This is a genomic window from Paenibacillus pasadenensis DSM 19293 (genome assembly GCF_000422485.1).
Lineage (GTDB): Bacteria > Bacillota > Bacilli > Paenibacillales > Paenibacillaceae > Paenibacillus_O > Paenibacillus_O pasadenensis.
In genome coordinates, this window is record NZ_KE383857.1 from 71,972 (window position 1) to 90,616 (window position 18,645).

Here is an 18,645-nt window from a genome sequence, read left to right on the forward strand (position 1 = left end):
CACGGAGTCTTGTGAAACGCGAAGCATCCAGTTTAGTCGCGAAGATGGAGGAGAAATCGTTGAAAACGAAAGCAACATGGCCGCGCTGGCTGAAGGTCCTTCCGGAGCGCTGGCGCAGCGGCATGAGCCGCGAGGAGAAGAACGGCCGGGAGCAGGAGCGGCCGGGAGCGGGGCTGCCGCCTCATCGGCAAGACGAGGCTTCGGCCCGGGAGCGCGCGGCGCTGGAGGGCATCCGCGGCTTGTCCGAGGAGATGGCGGCGACGTCCTCCAAGCTGGTGAAGGAAGCGGAATTCACGATTGAAATGGCGGAGGGCATCGCGCTCTCGATCGAGCAGGTGTCGCAGGGCAGCGAGTCGATCGCCGCCGGAGCGTTGTCCAACCGCGCGATGCTCGAGGAGGTGTCGCTCGGGATGAGCCATATCGCCGACTCTTCCTATGCGCTGGCTCAGGAGACGGCGGACGTGACGGGCAGGGCGGAAGTCGGCCTCGGCACGATCGACCGCGCGGTGGAGCAGATGGAGCGGGTATCCCGTTATGCCGAGCTGCAGATCGAGTCGATGACCCGCATGAACCGGCTGAACGAGGAGATCGAGCAGATCGCGCTCATCGTAGGCCAGATTTCCAGCCAGATCAATCTGCTGAGCCTCAACGCGGCGATCGAGGCGGCTCATGCCGGAGAGTACGGACGAGGCTTCTCGGTCGTCGCCGACGAGATCCGCAAGCTGGCCGAGCAGTCCGCGGCGTCGGCCCGCGACATCGGCAAGACGGCGGCGGACATCCGCAGCAATTCCAAGCAGTCGGCGGAAGCGATGAACCGCTTCGGAGGCGAGCTGCGCTCCGGCGTGGAGCATGTCGGCGAAGCCGGCCAAGCGTTCCACCACATCGTGCAGATGACGGCGCGGGTTTCGGAGAAGGTGCAGGAGATTTCCAGCGTGACGGAGCAGGTGAACGCAGGCACGTCGGAGATTCTCGTCTCCGTGCGCCAGACGTCGGACAGCACCGAGGTGTCGATGGCCAGCTCCAAGGAGATCGCCTTGTGCGTGGACGACCAGCTGCAATCCATCCAGCAGACGCTGAATCATGCGCGCCAGCTGCGCGAGCAGGCCGCGCGCCTGCAGGAGCTGGCGGTTCTGGAAGAGGCGGGAGAGGCTCGATGACGGAGGATCTTTCGCTGATCGCCGACGTGATGGACCGGCTGAGGGCCGCGACCGGAGTGAAGGACATCGCCTGCCATCGGATCGCGGACGGCAAGCTGATCCCGCTGCTCAAGACCGAGACGGATCGGCTCGGCATGGAGCGCTGGAAGCAGGTGCACGCCGACAACCCGGTGTACATCCGCAACGATTCGCTGCTGACGGCGCTATTGGAGCGTCCGGAAGTCGTGCGGCTGGACGATGTAGCCAACGATCCGCGCTCGCAGGAGGAGTTTTTCCTGTTCGGCATCGACAGCCTGATGATCGCCCCGGTACGGCGCGGCGACGAGGTCGAAGGGCTGCTGATCGCCGCTTCCATCGGCGAGCTGCACACGTTCACGGACGAGGAGGCGGCTGCGGCCGAAGAGCTCGCGGCGCTGCTGGGGGACAGATAAAGAGCTGAAGACAGAGATAGAGACAGAGATCGATCTAGATCAACCAAGGAGTGGATTCCATGATCGTCGCAGAAGCCATGCTTCGTTATTTGAAGGACCAGGGCGTCGAGCATCTGTTCGGCATTCCCGCAGGCATCATCGGACCGATCTACGACTCGCTCATCGATGTCGGCATCAAGCCGGTCATCACGAAAAACGAGGCGGGATCGGCCTATATGGCGGCCCGCTTCTCCAGCACGACCGGCCGGCTCTCCGTATGCGCGGGGGCGGGCGCGGTCGGCGTCAGCAACATGATGAACGGCATCGCCGACGCCAAGCGAGCCAAAGCTCCGATGCTCGTCATCGCCGGCGCGGTCAACCGCTGGCAGATGGGCAAGGGAGCGATCCAGGAGCTGGACGGCGAGCAGATGGTCAAGGTCGTGACCAAATACAGCGCGACCGTGCTGCGCGAGGAGGATGTGCTGACGGAGCTCGATCGCGCCGTGCGGGCGGCCTTGACGCCGCCCTGCGGACCGGTGTACCTGTCGATCCCGATCGACATCCAGCGCGCGGCGTTCAACGGTCCGCTCCCGCAGCCGCCGGCGCTCGCTCCGCTGCCGGAGCGCAGGCGGCCTGATCCGCAGCTGCTGCAGCAGGCGGCCGCGGCGCTGCAGGCGGCCAGCCGGGGGCTCATCTTCGTCGGCCGCGGCGGCAGAGGCTTCGGCGCCGACATCGAGCGCCTGGCCGAGCGGCTCGGCTGGCCGATCATCACGACGCCTGCGGGCAAGGGAGCCGTCGCCTCGGATCATCCGCTCTATCTCGGCAATTATGGCTTTTCGAGCTCGGACGCAGCCTTCCGCTATGTGAACGGCAGCGAGCCGGAATGCCTGCTCGTGCTCGGCACGAGCCTCGGCGAGGCGTCGACCTGCAACTTCAACGAGGTGCTCGTGAAGGGCCGCAAGGTCATCCATGTCGACCGCGACTCGTCCGAGCTCGGCAAGGTGTTCCCGACCGACATCCCGATCGAGGCCGATCTGGGCGACGTGCTGCCGCATCTGCTCGAGCAGGCCGGATCGGCCCGCGAGCCCTATGCCGCGGAGCGTCCGATCAACGATCCGTACGTGCGCGATCATACGGGACTGTCGCTGCGGCTGTTCCTGGAGGAGCTCGGCGAAGCGCTGCCAGCCGACACCCGCTATGCCTGCGACATCGGCGAGTTCACCAACTTCGCGCTGAAGTACCTGACCGTTCCGGCCGCCGGCGACTTCGAGATCAACCTCGACTACGGAGCGATGGGCTCTGCGATCGCCGGAGCGGCAGGCCTGGCCGTGGCCGAGCCGGAGCGGCCGATCGCGGTGCTGGCCGGCGACGGCTGCTTCTTCATGAACGGCATGGACATTCTCACGGCCAAGGAATATGGCTATAAAATCATCTATGTCATCATCAACAACGCCATGTTAAGCTATGTCGAGAGAGGACAGCAGTTCCTGTTCAAGCGCACGCTGCCGGACTACAAGCAGGAGCGGATCTCGATCGCCGCGATGATGGAGGCGGCCGGCGTCCGCTCGATGACCGTCCGGCAGCTGGAGCAGATGGACGAGGTCCGCTCCTTCGTGGACGGACTCGACGGTCCCTGCGTCATCGAGGTCGTCACGGACGGCAGCGAGCCGGCTCCGATTCTCGATCGGCTCAAGGCGCTTGTCAGCAGCTGAGCGTCTTCCCGCTTTATTTTCAACCAACACGAGGAGGAATCATGATGGGCAGCTTCAACATCAACGTAGATCGCACAAACCAGGTATTCCATGCCGTAGTAGAGGGCACGTTCACGCCGGAGGAGGGCATGGCGTCCGTACAAGCCTATCAAAAAGAGATCGCCACGATCGCCGTGCCGGAGTACGAGATCCATATCGACTGCACGGAGCTGAACGTCTCTTCGCCGTCGGCGCTGCCGATTCTGGAAGGCTGCTTCCAGATGTACAAGCAGGACGGCTTCAAGAAGGTCGTGCTGACGCTCGCCCGCAACCCGATCCTGAAAATGCAGCTCGGACGCGTCGCCCGCACGGTCGGCCTGGAAAACTGCGAGATCATCGAAAAATAAGAAGATTCCGAGGGGGAAGTTCCATGACAGCGGTTCGCATTCGTGGCATCGAGATCTATCATCCTGAGCTGGAGGTCGGCAACGACTATTACATCGATCGCTTCTCCGCTGCCGGCGTGCCGGTATCCGGGCTGCTGAAGGCGCTCGGCCGGGAGAAGCGTTTCGTCATCGACAATGCGGATGAAAATACGTACACGATGTCGGTCGAGGCTTCCCGCAAGGTGCTGGAAGCGACCGGACAGCAGGGCTCGGAGCTCGACCTGATCCTGTTCGCGTCCCAGACTCCGGAATATCTGCTGCCGAGCATGGCGCTCAAGCTGCATCATGCGCTGGGCGGAGGCAAGCAGACGAGATGCTTCGACGTGAACGCCAACTGCGCCGGCATGCTCGTCGCGATCGAGCAGGCGAGCTGCTTGATGCAGGGCGATGTCCGCATCCGCAAGGCGCTGGTCGTCGGAGCGGACCACTTCTCCGTCCATAGCCCGGACAATCCGGTCTACCATTCCACCTTCGCCGATTCGGCCGCAGCCGTGCTGCTCGTAGCGGAAGAAGGAGAAGGCGGCTTCATCGACTCGGTCTACCAGACCGACACGCATGTCATCGACAACTCCCTCTTCCCGGGCACGGGCTTGTCCCGCATTTACGGCGAAGGCGTTTCGGCGGCGGACATCCAGGTCCAGTTCACGCCGTTCGACGATTCGGTCTGCGTCGACTCGGCGGTCGACTCGCTGCGCGAGCTGATGGAGCGCAGCGGCGTCCAGCCTTCGCAGGTCGGCGCTTATCTGTTCTCCCAGTTCTCGATCGGCAACAACCGGCTCGTGGCGGAGCGCCTCGGACTCGACGAGTCCAAAATCCATTTTGTCGGCGACAAGTACGGCTACACGGCGAGCAACAGCCCGATTCTGGCGCTGCATGACGCCATCAAGGCCGGGCGCATCGAGCGCGGCGACTACCTGGTGTTCTGGACCGTCGGAGCGGGCTGGCAAAACGTATCCTTGCTGATGCAATATTGATCTAGGCCCGCCGCCGGAATCCGCTCTATAATGAAGGCAAGCGCAAAGGAGAAAGGCGGGAGGGCATGGATCGAGAAGCGGCAAGGATCATTGAAAGCCTGGGCGAAGGAGCGGAGGGCATTGCCCTGACGTTCGACGACGGACCGGACCCGGAGTTCACCCCGCGGGTGCTGGAGCTGCTCGCCCGTTACGGTGCCAAGGCGACGTTTTTCCTGCTCGGCATGCGGGCGGCGGAGCAGCCGGAGCTGGCGGCGCGCATCGCGGCCGAAGGACATGAGATCGGCAATCATACGTGGCTGCATCCCGACTTGACGGCCGAGCCGGAGGAAACGGCGCGGCGCGAGATCGGACAAGCCCAGCAGCTGCTGGAGCGGCTGTCCGGGCGCGCTCCCGTCCTGTTCCGCAGCCCTTACGGCACCTATGACGACCGCTTGCTCGAGCTGGCCGGAGAGCTCGGATTCGGCTTTTGCCTCTGGTCGGTCGACACCGAGGACTGGCGGTTGCCGGGAGCCGATGCGCTGACGGAGCGGCTCTCCCGCGCCAGGCCGGGAGACGTCGTGCTCATGCATGACGCGGGCGGCGACCGCAGCCAGACGGTGGAGGCGCTCGAGCGCGCGCTGCCGGAGCTGGCGGCGCGCTTCCGGCTGGACACCGTCAGCTCGCTGCTGCGCCGTCCGGGAGGATGACGGGGGCTTCGGCCCCCGCCTCCCCCGCTTTCGCCTTTATACGGAACGAAGCTGCAAAAAAACAAGCTGATGCCGGTTATCCACCGGCGTCAGCTTGTTTGCTTTTGCTCCCTAATCCCCGTCTTTTTCGGATGCGTAAGCTAGGCTTTTTTCCACAAACTCCAGCACTTCATTGGATACGGGATAGAGGCCCGACTGCTCGGCAGGCAGCTTCCTTACCTCCCAGAACTTGCTCATCAATTGTTCGTCCCCTTGGAAGGTCTCGAGCGACAGCTTCATCAGCTCGCTCGCGATGCGGAGGCCTTCTTCCGATTCCGGCGGAATGGATTGCCGCACGCACCATTCGATCCGGCGCAGCAAGGAAACATAGTGTTGAGAAGTCTTGTCGCCGCGGTTGAGGCTCGGAAGGGCGTCCTGCAGGAAGGAGCTTTCGTCATCGTTGAAATAATCGATCCATTGCTTCGACTTGGGCTGGACGGTCCGGACCAGATGAGACACCCGGTCCCAGGAGAGCGTGCCTTCCAGATCCATCATGTTGATCAAGGAAGTCGTATTTTCCATGCTGCTCTGCAGAGCGGCGAGCTGCTCCTGCAGATGATTGTGATGGGCAACCAGAACATGGCGGAAGGACAGCTTGTCCATGACATGCTGGATCTCCTCGAGCGGCAGCGAGAGGGATTTGAGCAAGGTGATCTTTTCGAGCGTGAACAGATCCTCCTCCGAATAATACCTGCGGCCGTTCTCTTCCTTCTCGCTGGGCGTCAAAAGACCGATCTGATCGTAGTACCGCAAGGTTCGAACGGAAATGTTCCGCTGCTTGGATACTTGCCCTGTCGTCCATCTAGACATCGTTTCCTTCCTCCCGAAAAAAAGCTTGCAGGTGACGTTGCGTCACCGTCTATCCTGAGTACAAGGATATCACAGAGTACGGAGGGAACGGGATGAAAGGAACGGTTATCGAGTGGAAGAGGGATGAGTGGACTTGGCGTGAATTCGCCGCCTTGCTCGCGCTGGAATTCTTCTTTGTCATGGTCGCGGTCAAGTACGGCATGCAGTCGATCTACGAGGAATGGCTCGGAAATACGCTGTACTCAGGAACGCTTACAGGGGCGACGATTGCGATTGTTTTGCTGGCCGGGGTGTATGTGGTCGCTCTGCGGCCGAAACGGGCGTCATGGGAGGAAGTCGGTCTGAAACGGTTTCCGGCGAAGGCATGGTGGAAAATTCTGCTCTGGCTGCTCGTATTGATTGCAGGAAGCGTAGCGGTCGTTTATTTGACGAGCTTTTTCGGAAATACGGTGGACAACAGCAAGACCGAGAGCTTGAAGCAGAACGCCTCTCTCGTCGCGGTGCTGATCGGCATCGTATCCGCCGGCATCGTGTCGCCGGTGTATGAAGAGATTTTCTATCGCGGATTCATGTATCGCTGGTTAAGGACCCGCATGGGAAGGATGGGGGCGATCGCGGTCAGCTCTTTGATCTTCACGCTTGCCCATTACCCGACCCTGAATGCGATGCCTGTCAATTTCGTAAGCGGAATCGTGTTTGCATGGGCCTATGAGCGGACGGGATCGGTCATACCCGGCATGATCATCCACGGGGCGTTCAATACGATCGCCGTGCTGCTCACGGCAATGAGCTGATCGACACAGGGAAACAGCCTCCGCTCCATCGTCTGATGGGGCGGAGGCTGTTTGGCCGCGCGGACGCGGAGCGGGAAGCCGGGCCTGCGCTTCAGATGCGGCATACTTCCTTGGGACAAGCGGGGCAGCTCGGGCAGCCGCACAGCCGCCGCAGGGCGGGCAGGTCGGCGATCGTGATGAGGCCGCCTTTGACCGAGACGATGCCCTCGTCCTTCATCGACGCGAGCATGCGGTTGACGCTCTCGCGCGTCGTGCCGATGAATTCGGCCAACTCGGCGTTGGTCAGGCGCAGCCCGATCTCGAGGCCGTTCGGCCGCAGCCGGCCGTAGCTGTTGGACAGGCGGATCAGCGTGCTGGCGAGCGCGCCCGGCTTGCCGTACAGCAGCAGGTCGCGGAACTTCGACTCGGCGATGCGCTGCTGGAGCGCCATTCCGTTCATCCAGCGCACGGCGAGCTCTCCGCTGCTCAGCAGCAGCGCCTCGAGCTCCTTCCAGGCGATGACGCCGATGCGCGCTTCCCGCGCGGCCTCGGCGCTGAAGCCGTACACCGACTGCCGCCCGGCCTCGGGGCCGCCCGTCAGGTCGCCTTCCTGAAGGATGGACAGGATGAATTCCTTGCCGTCCTCGGTCGACTTGCGCAGCTTCACCTTGCCCGAAAGGATGAAATAAAGCTTGTCGGCGGGCTCGCCTTCCCAGAACAGGAAGCTGCCCTCTTCGACGCGGCGCTCCGTCATGAGCGCCTCGATGCTCCTCCACTGCTCCGCCGTGAAAAAGGCGGAAAATCCGCTCCGCTGAGCCTCTGCCGCTTCCTTCGCATAGGCGGATCCCGCCGCCGGCTGCCTCATCGCCATGTCCGCTCGCTCCCTTGCTTCTTTTCTGATTCCATCATACGGGATGCGGCCGGCTGCCGTTATCAGGGAACCGCCTGAACCGAGGGGGAGGAATTCCCCTATTTGTTGGTGAGATTGATCACATCCGAAGGGCAGTTCGGGGAGTTTTCCCGGATCGAATCAGGGAACTCCCGGACTTACTTGCGCGCTCGGGCATCGTACACTGGATCATAGGGAAGTCATCGGCGCATGGGGTAGGCGGATCGAGCCGCAGCCTGCGGATGCGCCAGAGGAGGGAACGGCAATGACGGAGGGGGAAAGGGGCGGCCGCGAGGAGCTGGAGCGGCTGCGGCGCGAGCTGGGCTGCGACCTGGCGATCGCGGGGCTCGCCTTGGCTGGAGGCGGATTGCGTTGGCGGGTCGCGTCCGGCGCGGTGAGCGAGCGCTACCGCATCATGGCGGAGCGGCCGGGCCGCGGCTTGGCGGGCACGGTGCTGAAGGTCGGGCGGCCGATGACGCTGCAGGCGGCGGAGCTGCGGGCCGGGCGGCAGCTGCAGGACTATCCGCTGCTTATCGCGGAGGGCATCTGCTCGGCGTATGCCGTGCCGCTGCTGGCGTCCGGCCGGCCGAGAGGCGTGCTGCTCGTCGGCTGCCGCGGTCCGAAAGCGTTTTCCGCTGCGGACCGGAGCGCGGCGGATGCCGGAGCGAGACGGCTGGAGGCGATGCTGGAGGAGCGCCCCGTCCGCGGGCGCGGATCGGATCTTGAACCCGATCTCGGATCGGATCTCGGATCGGATCGAGGCGGGGGCCGCGAGCCGCATGCGTCAGGGATCGCGGCGCCGCCGGGCGAGCCGCGGAGCGGACAGCTGTGATACACTGGAAAAAAATGCGCAAGGTCAAGGAGGCGGGCGTTTGATACGGGTATTGGTCGTAGACGATCATGCGGTCGTCCGGTCCGGCCTCGTCCAGCTGATGGACGGCCGGGACGGGCTGGAGGCGGCGGGCGAGGCGGCGGACGGAGACGAGGCGATCGCGAGGGCGCTGGAGCTGCGGCCGGACGTCGTGCTGATGGACCTCAGCATGCCGCACGGCAAGGACGGCTTGAGCGCGACGTCGGAGCTCAAGAAGCTGCTGCCGGATGTCGCCGTTCTCATTCTGACGATGCACGACGACGAGGAGTATTTGTTCCGCGCGATCCATTCGGGGGCGTCGGGGTATGTGCTGAAGAGCGCTCCTTACGAGGAGCTGCTCGGCGCGGTGCGCCATGTGGCGGACGGCCAGGCATATCTGTCCCCGGCGGCGACGAAGCGGCTCATGAGCGACTATCTCGACAAGGCGCGCAGCGGCGAGTTCGCCGGCAGCTTCGAGTCGCTGTCCGACCGGGAGCGCGAGATTCTCGCCAAGGTCGCGCAGGGCTACTCCAACAAGGAGATCGCCGAGCAGCTGTTCATCAGCGTCAAGACGGTCGAGAGCCACAAGAGCAACCTGATGGATAAGCTCGACCTGCGCACGAGGCCGGACCTGGTGAAATACGCGGCCAAGAAGGGACTGTTGAATTTTGACTGAGACAGGTCGGGAAAAGGAAGGCGAGCCGCGTCCGGAGTCCGGAGCGGCAGGAGCGTCTGCGGCGGAGGAGGGAGCGGGAGCGTCTGCGCCGGAGCAGGCCGCCGGAGCGGCAGGAGCATGTGCGGAGCATGCGGAAGCGGCCTCGACCGCGCTGGAGCAGGCTGCCGAAGTGGCAGGAGCGTCCGCGTCCTCCCCTGCTCCCGGCGAGATCGGGGCGAACGTGGAGCTGCTGCTGGAGGGCATCGGCTCGCGGATGGACGATCCGCGGTTCCGGGAGCTGCTGCGCCAGTCGCTGCGGCAGCTGTCGAATGTCAAGTTCGCGCTCGACGAGGCTTCGATCGTGGCGGTCACCGACGCGGCGGGGCGCATCCGCTACGTCAACGACCGCTTCTGCGCGATCTCGGGCTACGCGCGCGAGGAGCTGATCGGCCAGACGCATCGCATCGTCAAGTCGGGCCATCATGATCCGGCTTTTTTTCGCGAGCTATGGAGCCGCATCTCCTCCGGACAGGTATGGAAAGGCGAGATCCGCAACCGCTCCAAAAACGGCCGCCTGTATTGGGTCGATACAACCATCGTACCGTTCGCCGACGAGTCGGGCCGGCCGTACCAGTATCTGGCGATCCGCCACGAGGTGACGGAGCTCAAGGAGACGCAGGACCAGCTGCAGCAGGCGATGGCGGGCATGATGCAGATCCAGGAGGAGGAGCGGCGGCGCTTCTCGCGCGAGCTGCATGACGGGATCGGACAAAGCCTGTTCTCGCTCAAGATCTCGCTCGACCGCATGCTGCTGGAGGGCGCCGATACGCGACTCGAGTCGCTGCGGACCGATGTGTCGCAGCTCATGGAGGAGGTGCGCGGCATGGCCTGGGAGCTGCGTCCGTCCGTGCTGGACGATCTTGGCGTCGTGCCGGCGCTGCGCACCTACATCCAGAGCTTCGAGCGTCATTACGGCATCCGCGTCCGCTTCGTCTCGACGCTGTCCCGGCGGCCCGAGCTCGGCGCGGAGACGGCGCTTTACCGCGTCGTGCAGGAGGCGCTGACCAATCTGGCCAAGTACGCGGGCGTGTCCGAGGCTTCCGTCTCCCTGAAGGAGGAGGAGGGCCGGCTCGAGGCGCTCGTCCGCGACGACGGCGCCGGCTTCGAGCCGCTGCAGCCGCGCGGCGGAGGCGTCGGGCTGTTCAGCATGGAGGAGCGGGCCCGCGCCGCCGGCGGCGTGCTCGAGGTGCGGTCGGCCCCGGGCCTCGGCACCGAGGTGAAGCTGACGCTGCCCGCGGAGCGGAAGCAGCCGTGAAGCTGCGCTGGGCTTAGCTGATGCAGAGAGGGAGCTGCGCGGAAAAACCGAGCAGCTCGGGTGCGGAGGCGGCGAATGAGGGGAGTTGCGCGGAAAAACCGAGCAGCTCGGGTATGGAGGCGGACGAACGAGCGGAGTTGCGCGGAAAAACCGAGTAACTGGGTAGCGGAGACGGAAGAACGAGGGGAGCTGCGCGGAAAAACCGGGTGTGCAGGAGCAATCACATGCCTCTGCTCGAAGCTAGCGATACTCACGAGCTCTATTCGTTCTGATTTGTGCTGGTTTAACCGGCTAACGAAACGGACACGCCTTATTGCTGTCCAAACCGCTCCCAAAGCCGCCTTTCCAACTAAATAGCGATCCTCCGTTTCGTTAGCGGAAAAAAAGCCTGCAAAACCGCCGAATAGCGTTTCCTAGTATCGTTAGCGCCGAGGATGCCTCCGTAGTGAGAACGCGTCGCCCCGCCCAGCACCCGCGCCCCGCCCAACGCCAGCGCCCCGTCCCAGTGCCCGCGCCCCGTCCCGGCGGCAGCGCCCCGTCCCGGCGGGAGCGCCCCGCCCAGCACCCGCGCCCCGCCCAGCGGCAGCGCCTCGCCCCGGCGGGAGCGCCCCGTCCCGGCGGCAACGCCCCCTGCTCCGCCCCTGCTCCGCCCCGCCCGATGGGCGAGGCGGGCTTTCTTTTCTCTATAATGTGATTTATTTCACATACATACCGTGAGAAGCAGGATACACTAAAGCCATGAAACAAGGAGGTTGATGGAGATGAGAACCATGGCCCCGCAAGAGGAAAGGCTCTCGACGCTGACGCATCCCGCTCCCGACATCGCAGTCGAGCGGGCATCCCGGGAGCAGGAGCGGCTGCACGCCGAGCTGCAGGCGCTCGTCCGGCAGACCTGCTCCGTCCGTCAGGCGGAAGAGCCGGTGAGGCTGAGCCGGGAATTCCGCAAGCTGACGAGCCAGGTGCTGAAGCTGCAGGAGGACTGGCAGGCGCACAGCCGCTGGGTGGAGACGGAGTTTCTGCCGTATGTGACGTGGTACTGGGGAGAGGAGCCCGATCTGTTCGCGCTCATGGACCATGAATACGAGCTCGCCGAACGGTGCCTGGAGCGCTTCAACGAACGGCTCGGCCAGGCAGCCGTGCCGCTGGAGCCGGAGGATGCCCGCAAGCTGACCTCCCATCTGCTCCAAGCGTATGCGATCCTCAAAAACCGCATGCTGGAGGAAGAGGAGCTCGTGCAGCAGCTGAAGGACCGGTCCAACCGGTACGATTTCTAGGGCGTGTTTGCAACCCCGCTCAGGAGCGTCTATCACCGCCTTTTTGCCCCCTGCTTCGTCACGCAGACTCGACGTACCCCCGGTACGCCTTCGCCTACGTTCCTCGCAGGGATCAAAAATTCGGCCCTATCTGCTTCCTTCGAAGGATGCAAACACACCCTAGCCGCGCCGAACTAAGTGAAAATATTCACAATAAAATACGGCAAACGTGACAAACCGCACATCCGAGCCTTCCGGCAAGAAGCATAATGAAGGAGCAAGGAAGAAACAGCCAGGCAAGCAAGTCTAATCCACGAAAGGGGTTGACCGTCATGGTCGCCAAATTTTTCAGAGAAAACGCATGGGTAGGGGCAGCGATCCTGCTGCTGAGGGTATATGTAGGCTGGGATTGGATGACGCACGGGTGGGAGAAGATGAGGGACGGCTTCGATGCCGGAGGCTTCCTCCAGAACGCGGTCGCCAAGCCGGTCGCCGATCGGGCGACGCAGGAGGTGCTGTTCCCGACCTACACCTGGTTCATCGAGCATGTCGCCCTGCCGAACGTGAAGATCATCAACTTCCTCATCCCGGTCGGCGAGTTCCTGATCGGCCTTGGCCTCATCGTCGGCGGACTGACGCTGACGGCAGCCTTCTTCGGCATGATGCTCAACTTCCTCTTCCTCTTCGCCGGCACCGTAAGCACGAACCCGTGGCTGCTGCTGATCGGCACGATCATCTTCTTCGCCGGCGCCAACGCCGGACGGTTCGGACTGGACGGCCTGCTGAAGCCGCATCTGCGCAAGTGGTGGAACGAGCGCGGCGGCGAGGACGCCGGCGCCGGACGCGGACTGTTCGCCAAGAAAGCCGCCAAGCACTGAACCGGCGCGAGTCCAGCGCCAGCAAGACGCTCATCCAGGCAGCACCTCATAGACAGCTCCACGAAGATCCGAGCCGAATCTGATCCAGATCCGGCTCGCCGGGGCATGAGGGGTCGGCGGTCCGCCGGCTCCTCATGCGATCGGCATCCATAGAAACGGTCCGCAAAGGACCGACAGGAGGCAGGAGAGTCATGGCGATGAAGGAAAAAGCCCAGCAGCAGGTCGTTTCCGCGCAGGATGAAGTGAACCGGCTGGCCGCAAGGGCCAAAAAAGCCCAGGCGGCCTACATGAAGCTGGACCAGGAGCAGGTCGACCGGATCGTGCAGGCGATGGCGCTGGCCGGCCTCGACCGGCACATGCCGCTCGCCAAGCTTGCGGTCGAGGAGACCGGGCGCGGCGTCTACGAGGACAAGATCACCAAGAATATTTTCGCCACGGAATACATCTACCACAGCATCAAGAACGAGAAAACGGTCGGCGTCATCGAGGAGAACGTCCACGAAAGCTACCGCAAGGTCGCCGAGCCCGTCGGCGTCATCGCCGGCATCACGCCGGTGACCAACCCGACGTCCACGACGATGTTCAAGGCTCTGATCGCGGCCAAGACCCGCAACCCGATCGTGTTCGCGTTCCACCCGTCGGCGCAGCGCTCCAGCTCGGAGGCGGCCCGCACGCTGCTGCAGGCGGCCGTCGCCGCCGGCGCTCCCGAGCACTGCATCCAGTGGATCGAGCATCCGTCCGTCGAAGCGACGCAGCTGCTCATGAACCACAAGGACATCGCGCTCGTGCTCGCCACCGGCGGCTCGGCGATGGTCAAGTCCGCGTACAGCACCGGCAAGCCGGCGCTCGGCGTCGGTCCCGGCAACGTGCCTTGCTTCATCGAGCGCACGGCGAACCTGGAGCAGGCGGTCACCGACCTGATCCTGTCCAAGACGTTCGACAACGGCATGATCTGCGCCTCCGAGCAGGCGGTCATCCTCGACGAGCCGATCTATGCCGAGGCGAAGCGGCTCATGAGCGAGAAGGGCTGCCATTTCCTGAACGAGGAGGAAAAGGCCGCCGTCTCCAAGCTCGTCATCCAGACGGACAAATGCGCGGTCAACGCCGTCATCGTCGGCCAGTCCGCGGCCAAGATCGCCGAGATGGCCGGCATCTCCGTCCCGGCCGGCACGAAGGTGCTCGTCGCCGAGCTCGAAGGCGTCGGCGAGAAATACCCGCTGTCGGCCGAGAAGCTGAGCCCCGTGCTCGCCTGCTACAAGGTCAAGACGGCGCAGGACGGCATCGAGCGGGCCGCGCAGGTCGTCGCCTTCGGCGGCATGGGCCACTCCTCGGTCGTGCACTCGCACGACGACGCGGTCATCGCGGCGTTCGCGGGGCGGCTGCAGACCGGCCGCATCATCGTCAACTCCCCTTCGACGCACGGCGCGATCGGCGACATCTACAACACGAACCTGCCGTCGCTGACGCTCGGCTGCGGCTCGTACGGCAGCAACTCGACGACGAACAACGTATCGGCGGTGAACCTCATCAACATCAAGCGCGTGGCGACCCGGACGAACAACATGCAGTGGTTCAAGCTCCCGCCGAAGATCTACTTCGAGCGCGGCGCGACCCAGTACCTCGAGAAAATGCCCGACATCACCCGCGTGGCGATCATCACCGACGAGGCGATGGTGAAGCTCGGCTACGTCGAGAAGGTCGAGTACTACCTGCGCAAGCGCCGGCTGCCGGTCGCCGTCGAGATCTTCTCCGACGTCGAGCCCGACCCGTCGGTCGAGACGGTCGAGCGCGGCACGCGCATGCTGGCGGCGTTCAAGCCGGACTGCATCATCGCGCTCGGCGGCGGCTCCCCGATGGACGCGGCCAAGGCGATGTGGCTGTTCTACGAGTACCCGGACACGAGCTTCGACTCGCTGAAAATGAAGTTCCTGGACATCCGCAAGCGCATCTACAAGTACCCGCGCCTCGGCAGCAAGGCCCAGTTCGTCGCCATCCCGACGACGTCGGGCACCGGCTCGGAGGTGACCTCGTTCGCCGTCATCACCGACAAGAACAAGGGCAACACGAAGTACCCGCTCGCCGACTACGAGCTGACGCCGGACGTCGCCATCGTCGATCCGGACTACGTGTACACGCTGCCGAAGACGGCGGTCGCCGACACCGGCATGGACGTGCTGACGCATGCGATCGAAGCGTACGTCTCGGTCATGGCGAGCGACTACACGGACGGCCTCGCGCTCAAGGCGATCCAGCTCGTGTTCGAGAACCTGGAGGCGTCGTACCATCAGGCCGATCCGAGAGCCCGCGAGAAAATGCACAACGCCTCGACGATCGCCGGCATGGCGTTCGCGAACGCCTTCCTCGGCATCAACCACAGCCTGGCGCACAAGTGGGGCGGCCAGTACCATACGGCCCACGGCCGCACGAACGCGATTCTGATGCCGCATGTCATCAAGTACAACGCGTCGGCGCCGTCGAAGTTCGCTTCGTTCCCGAAATACGACCACTTCGTCGCCGACAAGCGCTACGCGGACATCGCCCGCCTGCTCGGCCTGCCGGCCCGCACGACGGAGGAAGCCGTCGCCAGCCTGATCGAGGCGATCCGCGGCCTGAACCGCTCGCTCGGCATTCCGGAGTCGTTCCAGGCGCTCGGCTTTGACGAGAGCGACTTCGAGGCCCGCGTCGACGAGCTCGCCGACCGCGCCTTCGAGGACCAGTGCACGACCGCCAACCCGCGCATGCCGCTCGTGACCGAGCTGGCGGACGTCTATCGCAACGCTTTCTACGGACGGTTCTAGGAGGAAGGCCGCGCTGCGGCGATCAAGCGATCGTCGCGGCGCGGCGACCAAGCGAAGGAGGAGTACAGCTATGGCCATCAATGAAAAGGACATCCGAGCGGCTGAAGGACAGGAGGCCTGGAGAGGCTTTCGTCCCGGCAAATGGCAGCGCGCCATCGACGTCAATGCCTTCATCGGCGCCAATCTGACCCCGTACGAGGGCGACGAGGCATTCCTCGCCGAGCCGACGGAAGCGACGCGCGCGCTGTGGGAGGAGGTGCTGCGGCTCATGAAGCAGGAGCGCGAGCGCGGCGGCGTGCTCGACGTCTCCACGGACGTCGTCTCGACGATCGTCTCGCACGGCCCCGGCTACATCGACCGGCCGCTGGAGCAGATCGTCGGCCTGCAGACGGACGCGCCGCTGAAGCGCTCCGTGCAGCCTTTCGGCGGCATCCGCATGGTGATCGACGCCTGCGAGGCGTACGGCTACAAGGCGGACGAGGCGATGGTGAAGACGTTCACCGACATCCGCAAGACGCATAACCAGGGCGTGTTCGACGCCTACACGGCCGACATGCGCCTGGCGCGCAAGGCCGGCATCATCACCGGCCTGCCGGACGCCTACGGCCGCGGCCGCATCATCGGCGACTACCGCCGCGTGGCGCTGTACGGCATCGACCGGCTCGTCGCCGACAAGAAGGCCGAGCTGAAGCAGCGCGAGGGCGCGCCGATGAGCGAGAGCCTCATCCGCCAGCGCGAGGAGCTGTCCGAGCAGATCCGGGCGCTCGGCGAGCTGAAGCAGATGGCGGCCTCGTACGGCTTCGACCTGTCGGAGCCGGCCGCGACGGCCAAGGAAGCGGTGCAGTGGCTGTATTTCGCCTACCTCGCGGCCATCAAGGAGCAGAACGGCGCGGCGATGAGCATCGGGCGCATCTCCAGCTTCCTCGACATCTACATCGAGCGCGACCTGGCCGAAGGACGCCTCGACGAGGCGCAGGCGCAGGAGCTGGTCGACCATCTCGTCATGAAGCTGCGGCTGGTGAAGTTCCTGCGCACGCCGGACTACAACGAGCTGTTCAGCGGCGATCCGACGTGGGTGACGGAATCGATCGGCGGCATGGGGCTGGACGGGCGCTCGCGGGTGACCAAGAGCAGCTTCCGCTTCCTGCACACGCTGTACAATCTCGGACCCGCGCCGGAGCCGAACCTGACGGTGCTCTGGTCGAGGCAGCTGCCGCAAGGGTTCAAGGAATACTGCGCCAAGGTGTCGATCGACACGAGCTCGATCCAGTATGAGAACGACGATCTGATGCGTCCGCTGTACGGCGACGACTACGGCATCGCGTGCTGCGTGTCGGCGATGCGGATCGGCAAGCAGATGCAGTTTTTCGGCGCGCGGGCGAACCTGGCCAAGGCGCTGCTGTATGCGATCAACGGCGGCGTCGACGAGAAGCTCGGCGAGCAGGTCGGACCGGCGTACGCGCCGATCACGGCGGACGTGCTTGATTACAAGGAAGTGCTCAAGCGCTACGACAGCATGCTCGACTGGCTGGCGGGGCTGTACATCGACACGCTCAACGTCATCCACTACATGCACGACAAGTACAGCTACGAGCGCATCGAGATGGCGCTGCACGACACCGACCTCGTGCGCACGATGGCCTGCGGCATCGCCGGCCTGTCGGTCGTCGCCGACTCGTTGAGCGCGATCAAGCACGCCAAGGTGCGTCCGATCCGCGACGAGCGCGGGCTGGCGGTCGACTTCGAGATCGAGGGCGACTACCCGCAGTACGGCAACAACGACGACCGCGTCGACCGCATCGCCGTGGAGCTGACGGAGCGCTTCATGAACAAGCTGAGGCGGCATGAGACGTACCGCGGAGCGGTGCATACGCAGTCGGTGCTGACGATCACGTCGAACGTCGTCTACGGCAAAAAGACCGGCAGCACGCCGGACGGCCGCAAGGCCGGCGAGCCTTTCGCCCCCGGCGCGAACCCGATGCACGGCCGCGACCGCAAGGGCGCGCTCGCCTCGCTGAACTCGGTCGCCAAGCTGCCGTACGACAGCAGCCTCGACGGCATCTCCAACACGTTCTCGATCGTGCCGAAGGCGCTCGGCAAGGAGGCCGACGTCCGCGTGAGGAACCTCGTCTCGCTGCTCGACGGCTACAGCGCCAAGGGCGGGCACCATCTGAACGTGAACGTGTTCAACCGCGAGCAGCTGATGGACGCGATGGAGCATCCGGAGCAGTACCCGCAGCTGACGATCCGCGTGTCGGGGTATGCGGTGAACTTCATCAAGCTGACGCGCGAGCAGCAGCTGGACGTGATCAACCGGACGTTCCACGGCTCGGTGTGACGGAGCGGCGCTGGCGATAGGTGGGAGCGGATTGGAGCGGATTGGAGCGGATTGGAGCGGGCGCATGGCAGCCGGGCCGGCGCGAGGCGCTCGGAGCCCGACAACCGCTCCGCGAAGGGAAGGGCCCTCCGATCGCTCTTGAACGCAGGAATCCCCGATCCCCTTTTCCAAAAAGGTGGATTCCCGCCTTCAAAGGCGAACGCGTCCGCTTCTCCAGGCTCCTTCCCTTCGCTCCGCTGGCGGGTCCTTGAAGAGGATGCCGCTGAGCCCCGGAGCTTAAAGGGCGCTGCGCGAAAGGAAAAAGACATTCAAGCATTCAAGCCGATAGCCGCTGCGCGGAGGAACACCTGCGTGGCTGTCGCAGAGCGGCAAGCTGCTGCTCTGAACGCCGACGGTTAGCAGTCCGATGCTCCCCTTTTCAATAGCACCCTCCTGCAAGAATCGAAAGAGCCGGTTGGCCGGAAGCAGGGAGCCGAGAGTGCCTTGGATGCGAGGAAAGAGCCGGTCAGCTGGAAGCAGGGAGCCGAGAGTGCCTTGGATGCGAGGAGAGAGCCGGTCAGCTGGAAGCAGGGAGTCGAGAGTGCCTTGGATGCGGGGAGAGAGCCGGTTGGCTGGACCCAGGGAGTCGAGAGTGCCTTGGATGTGAAGGTAGTACTTGGTAAGAGAAGAAAAGGGCGGACGAG

General features: G+C 64.2%; 16 protein-coding genes. 14 read left to right on the top strand and 2 right to left on the bottom strand.

Annotated features, from left to right (window positions below; translation table 11 throughout):
• Positions 1-59 precede the first annotated feature (59 nt).
• The 6 genes from H582_RS0122625 to H582_RS0122650 all read left to right on the top strand — a co-directional run bounded on the left by H582_RS0122625 (position 60) and on the right by H582_RS0122650 (position 5,364).
• On the top strand, positions 60-1,157 hold the full coding sequence (locus H582_RS0122625) for a methyl-accepting chemotaxis protein (RefSeq protein ID WP_028600353.1): 1,098 nt from the start codon (positions 60-62) through the stop codon (positions 1,155-1,157).
• The gene (locus tag H582_RS0122630; protein WP_028600354.1) at positions 1,154-1,588 is read left to right on the top strand and encodes a GAF domain-containing protein; all 435 of its coding nucleotides are present in this window, start codon (positions 1,154-1,156) and stop codon (positions 1,586-1,588) included. Before H582_RS0122625 ends, H582_RS0122630 begins: the two co-directional genes overlap by 4 nt.
• Positions 1,589-1,647: 59 nt before the next feature.
• Positions 1,648-3,279, top strand: a complete 1,632-nt coding sequence (locus H582_RS0122635) for a thiamine pyrophosphate-binding protein (RefSeq protein ID WP_028600355.1) — start codon at positions 1,648-1,650, stop codon at positions 3,277-3,279.
• Between the two features lie 41 nt (positions 3,280-3,320).
• Positions 3,321-3,665: a hypothetical protein gene (locus H582_RS0122640; protein ID WP_228551292.1), complete on the top strand. Its 345-nt coding sequence runs from the start codon at positions 3,321-3,323 to the stop codon at positions 3,663-3,665.
• A gap of 23 nt (positions 3,666-3,688) precedes the next feature.
• Entirely contained in the window at positions 3,689-4,678 is a 990-nt protein-coding gene (locus H582_RS0122645) for a ketoacyl-ACP synthase III (RefSeq protein WP_028600357.1), read from the top strand.
• Positions 4,679-4,743: 65 nt separating this feature from the next.
• Positions 4,744-5,364, top strand: coding sequence for a polysaccharide deacetylase family protein (locus H582_RS0122650; protein WP_052333563.1), 621 nt, complete (start codon positions 4,744-4,746; stop codon positions 5,362-5,364).
• Between the two features lie 111 nt (positions 5,365-5,475).
• Here the strand turns inward: H582_RS0122650 and H582_RS0122655 are convergent, their stop codons facing one another.
• Positions 5,476-6,213 (bottom strand): MerR family transcriptional regulator, encoded by a 738-nt coding sequence (locus H582_RS0122655; protein WP_028600359.1) that lies wholly within the window; start codon positions 6,211-6,213, stop codon positions 5,476-5,478.
• Positions 6,214-6,305: 92 nt separating this feature from the next.
• Between H582_RS0122655 and H582_RS0122660 the strand changes: the two genes are divergently transcribed.
• Positions 6,306-7,007 (top strand): CPBP family intramembrane glutamic endopeptidase, encoded by a 702-nt coding sequence (locus H582_RS0122660; RefSeq protein ID WP_028600360.1) that lies wholly within the window; start codon positions 6,306-6,308, stop codon positions 7,005-7,007.
• Positions 7,008-7,098: 91 nt separating this feature from the next.
• Here the strand turns inward: H582_RS0122660 and H582_RS0122665 are convergent, their stop codons facing one another.
• Positions 7,099-7,857, bottom strand: coding sequence for a Crp/Fnr family transcriptional regulator (locus tag H582_RS0122665; RefSeq protein ID WP_052333564.1), 759 nt, complete (start codon positions 7,855-7,857; stop codon positions 7,099-7,101).
• Between the two features lie 283 nt (positions 7,858-8,140).
• On the opposite strand from H582_RS0122665, the gene H582_RS30530 reads away from it, so the two are divergent.
• The 7 genes from H582_RS30530 (at position 8,141) to pflB (ending at position 17,962) form a co-directional block, all read left to right on the top strand.
• Positions 8,141-8,707 carry a GAF domain-containing protein gene (locus tag H582_RS30530; RefSeq protein WP_052333565.1) on the top strand — a complete coding sequence of 189 codons (567 nt, stop codon included), beginning with the start codon at positions 8,141-8,143 and terminating at the stop codon, positions 8,705-8,707.
• A gap of 40 nt (positions 8,708-8,747) precedes the next feature.
• Positions 8,748-9,401, top strand: a complete 654-nt coding sequence (locus H582_RS0122675; protein ID WP_028600362.1) for a response regulator — start codon at positions 8,748-8,750, stop codon at positions 9,399-9,401.
• Between the two features lie 253 nt (positions 9,402-9,654).
• The gene (locus tag H582_RS0122680; protein ID WP_084137553.1) at positions 9,655-10,695 is read left to right on the top strand and encodes a PAS domain-containing sensor histidine kinase; all 1,041 of its coding nucleotides are present in this window, start codon (positions 9,655-9,657) and stop codon (positions 10,693-10,695) included.
• A 761-nt stretch (positions 10,696-11,456) separates the two neighbouring features.
• Entirely contained in the window at positions 11,457-11,969 is a 513-nt protein-coding gene (locus H582_RS0122685) for a hypothetical protein (protein WP_127464484.1), read from the top strand.
• Between the two features lie 311 nt (positions 11,970-12,280).
• The gene (locus H582_RS0122690) at positions 12,281-12,826 is read left to right on the top strand and encodes a DoxX family protein (protein ID WP_028600365.1); all 546 of its coding nucleotides are present in this window, start codon (positions 12,281-12,283) and stop codon (positions 12,824-12,826) included.
• Positions 12,827-13,017: 191 nt separating this feature from the next.
• Positions 13,018-15,624 (top strand): bifunctional acetaldehyde-CoA/alcohol dehydrogenase, encoded by a 2,607-nt coding sequence (gene adhE, locus H582_RS0122695; RefSeq protein ID WP_028600366.1) that lies wholly within the window; start codon positions 13,018-13,020, stop codon positions 15,622-15,624.
• Between the two features lie 70 nt (positions 15,625-15,694).
• Complete coding sequence (gene pflB, locus H582_RS0122700; protein WP_028600367.1) at positions 15,695-17,962, top strand: formate C-acetyltransferase; 2,268 nt, start codon at positions 15,695-15,697, stop codon at positions 17,960-17,962.
• The last annotated feature ends 683 nt before the right edge of the window (positions 17,963-18,645 follow it).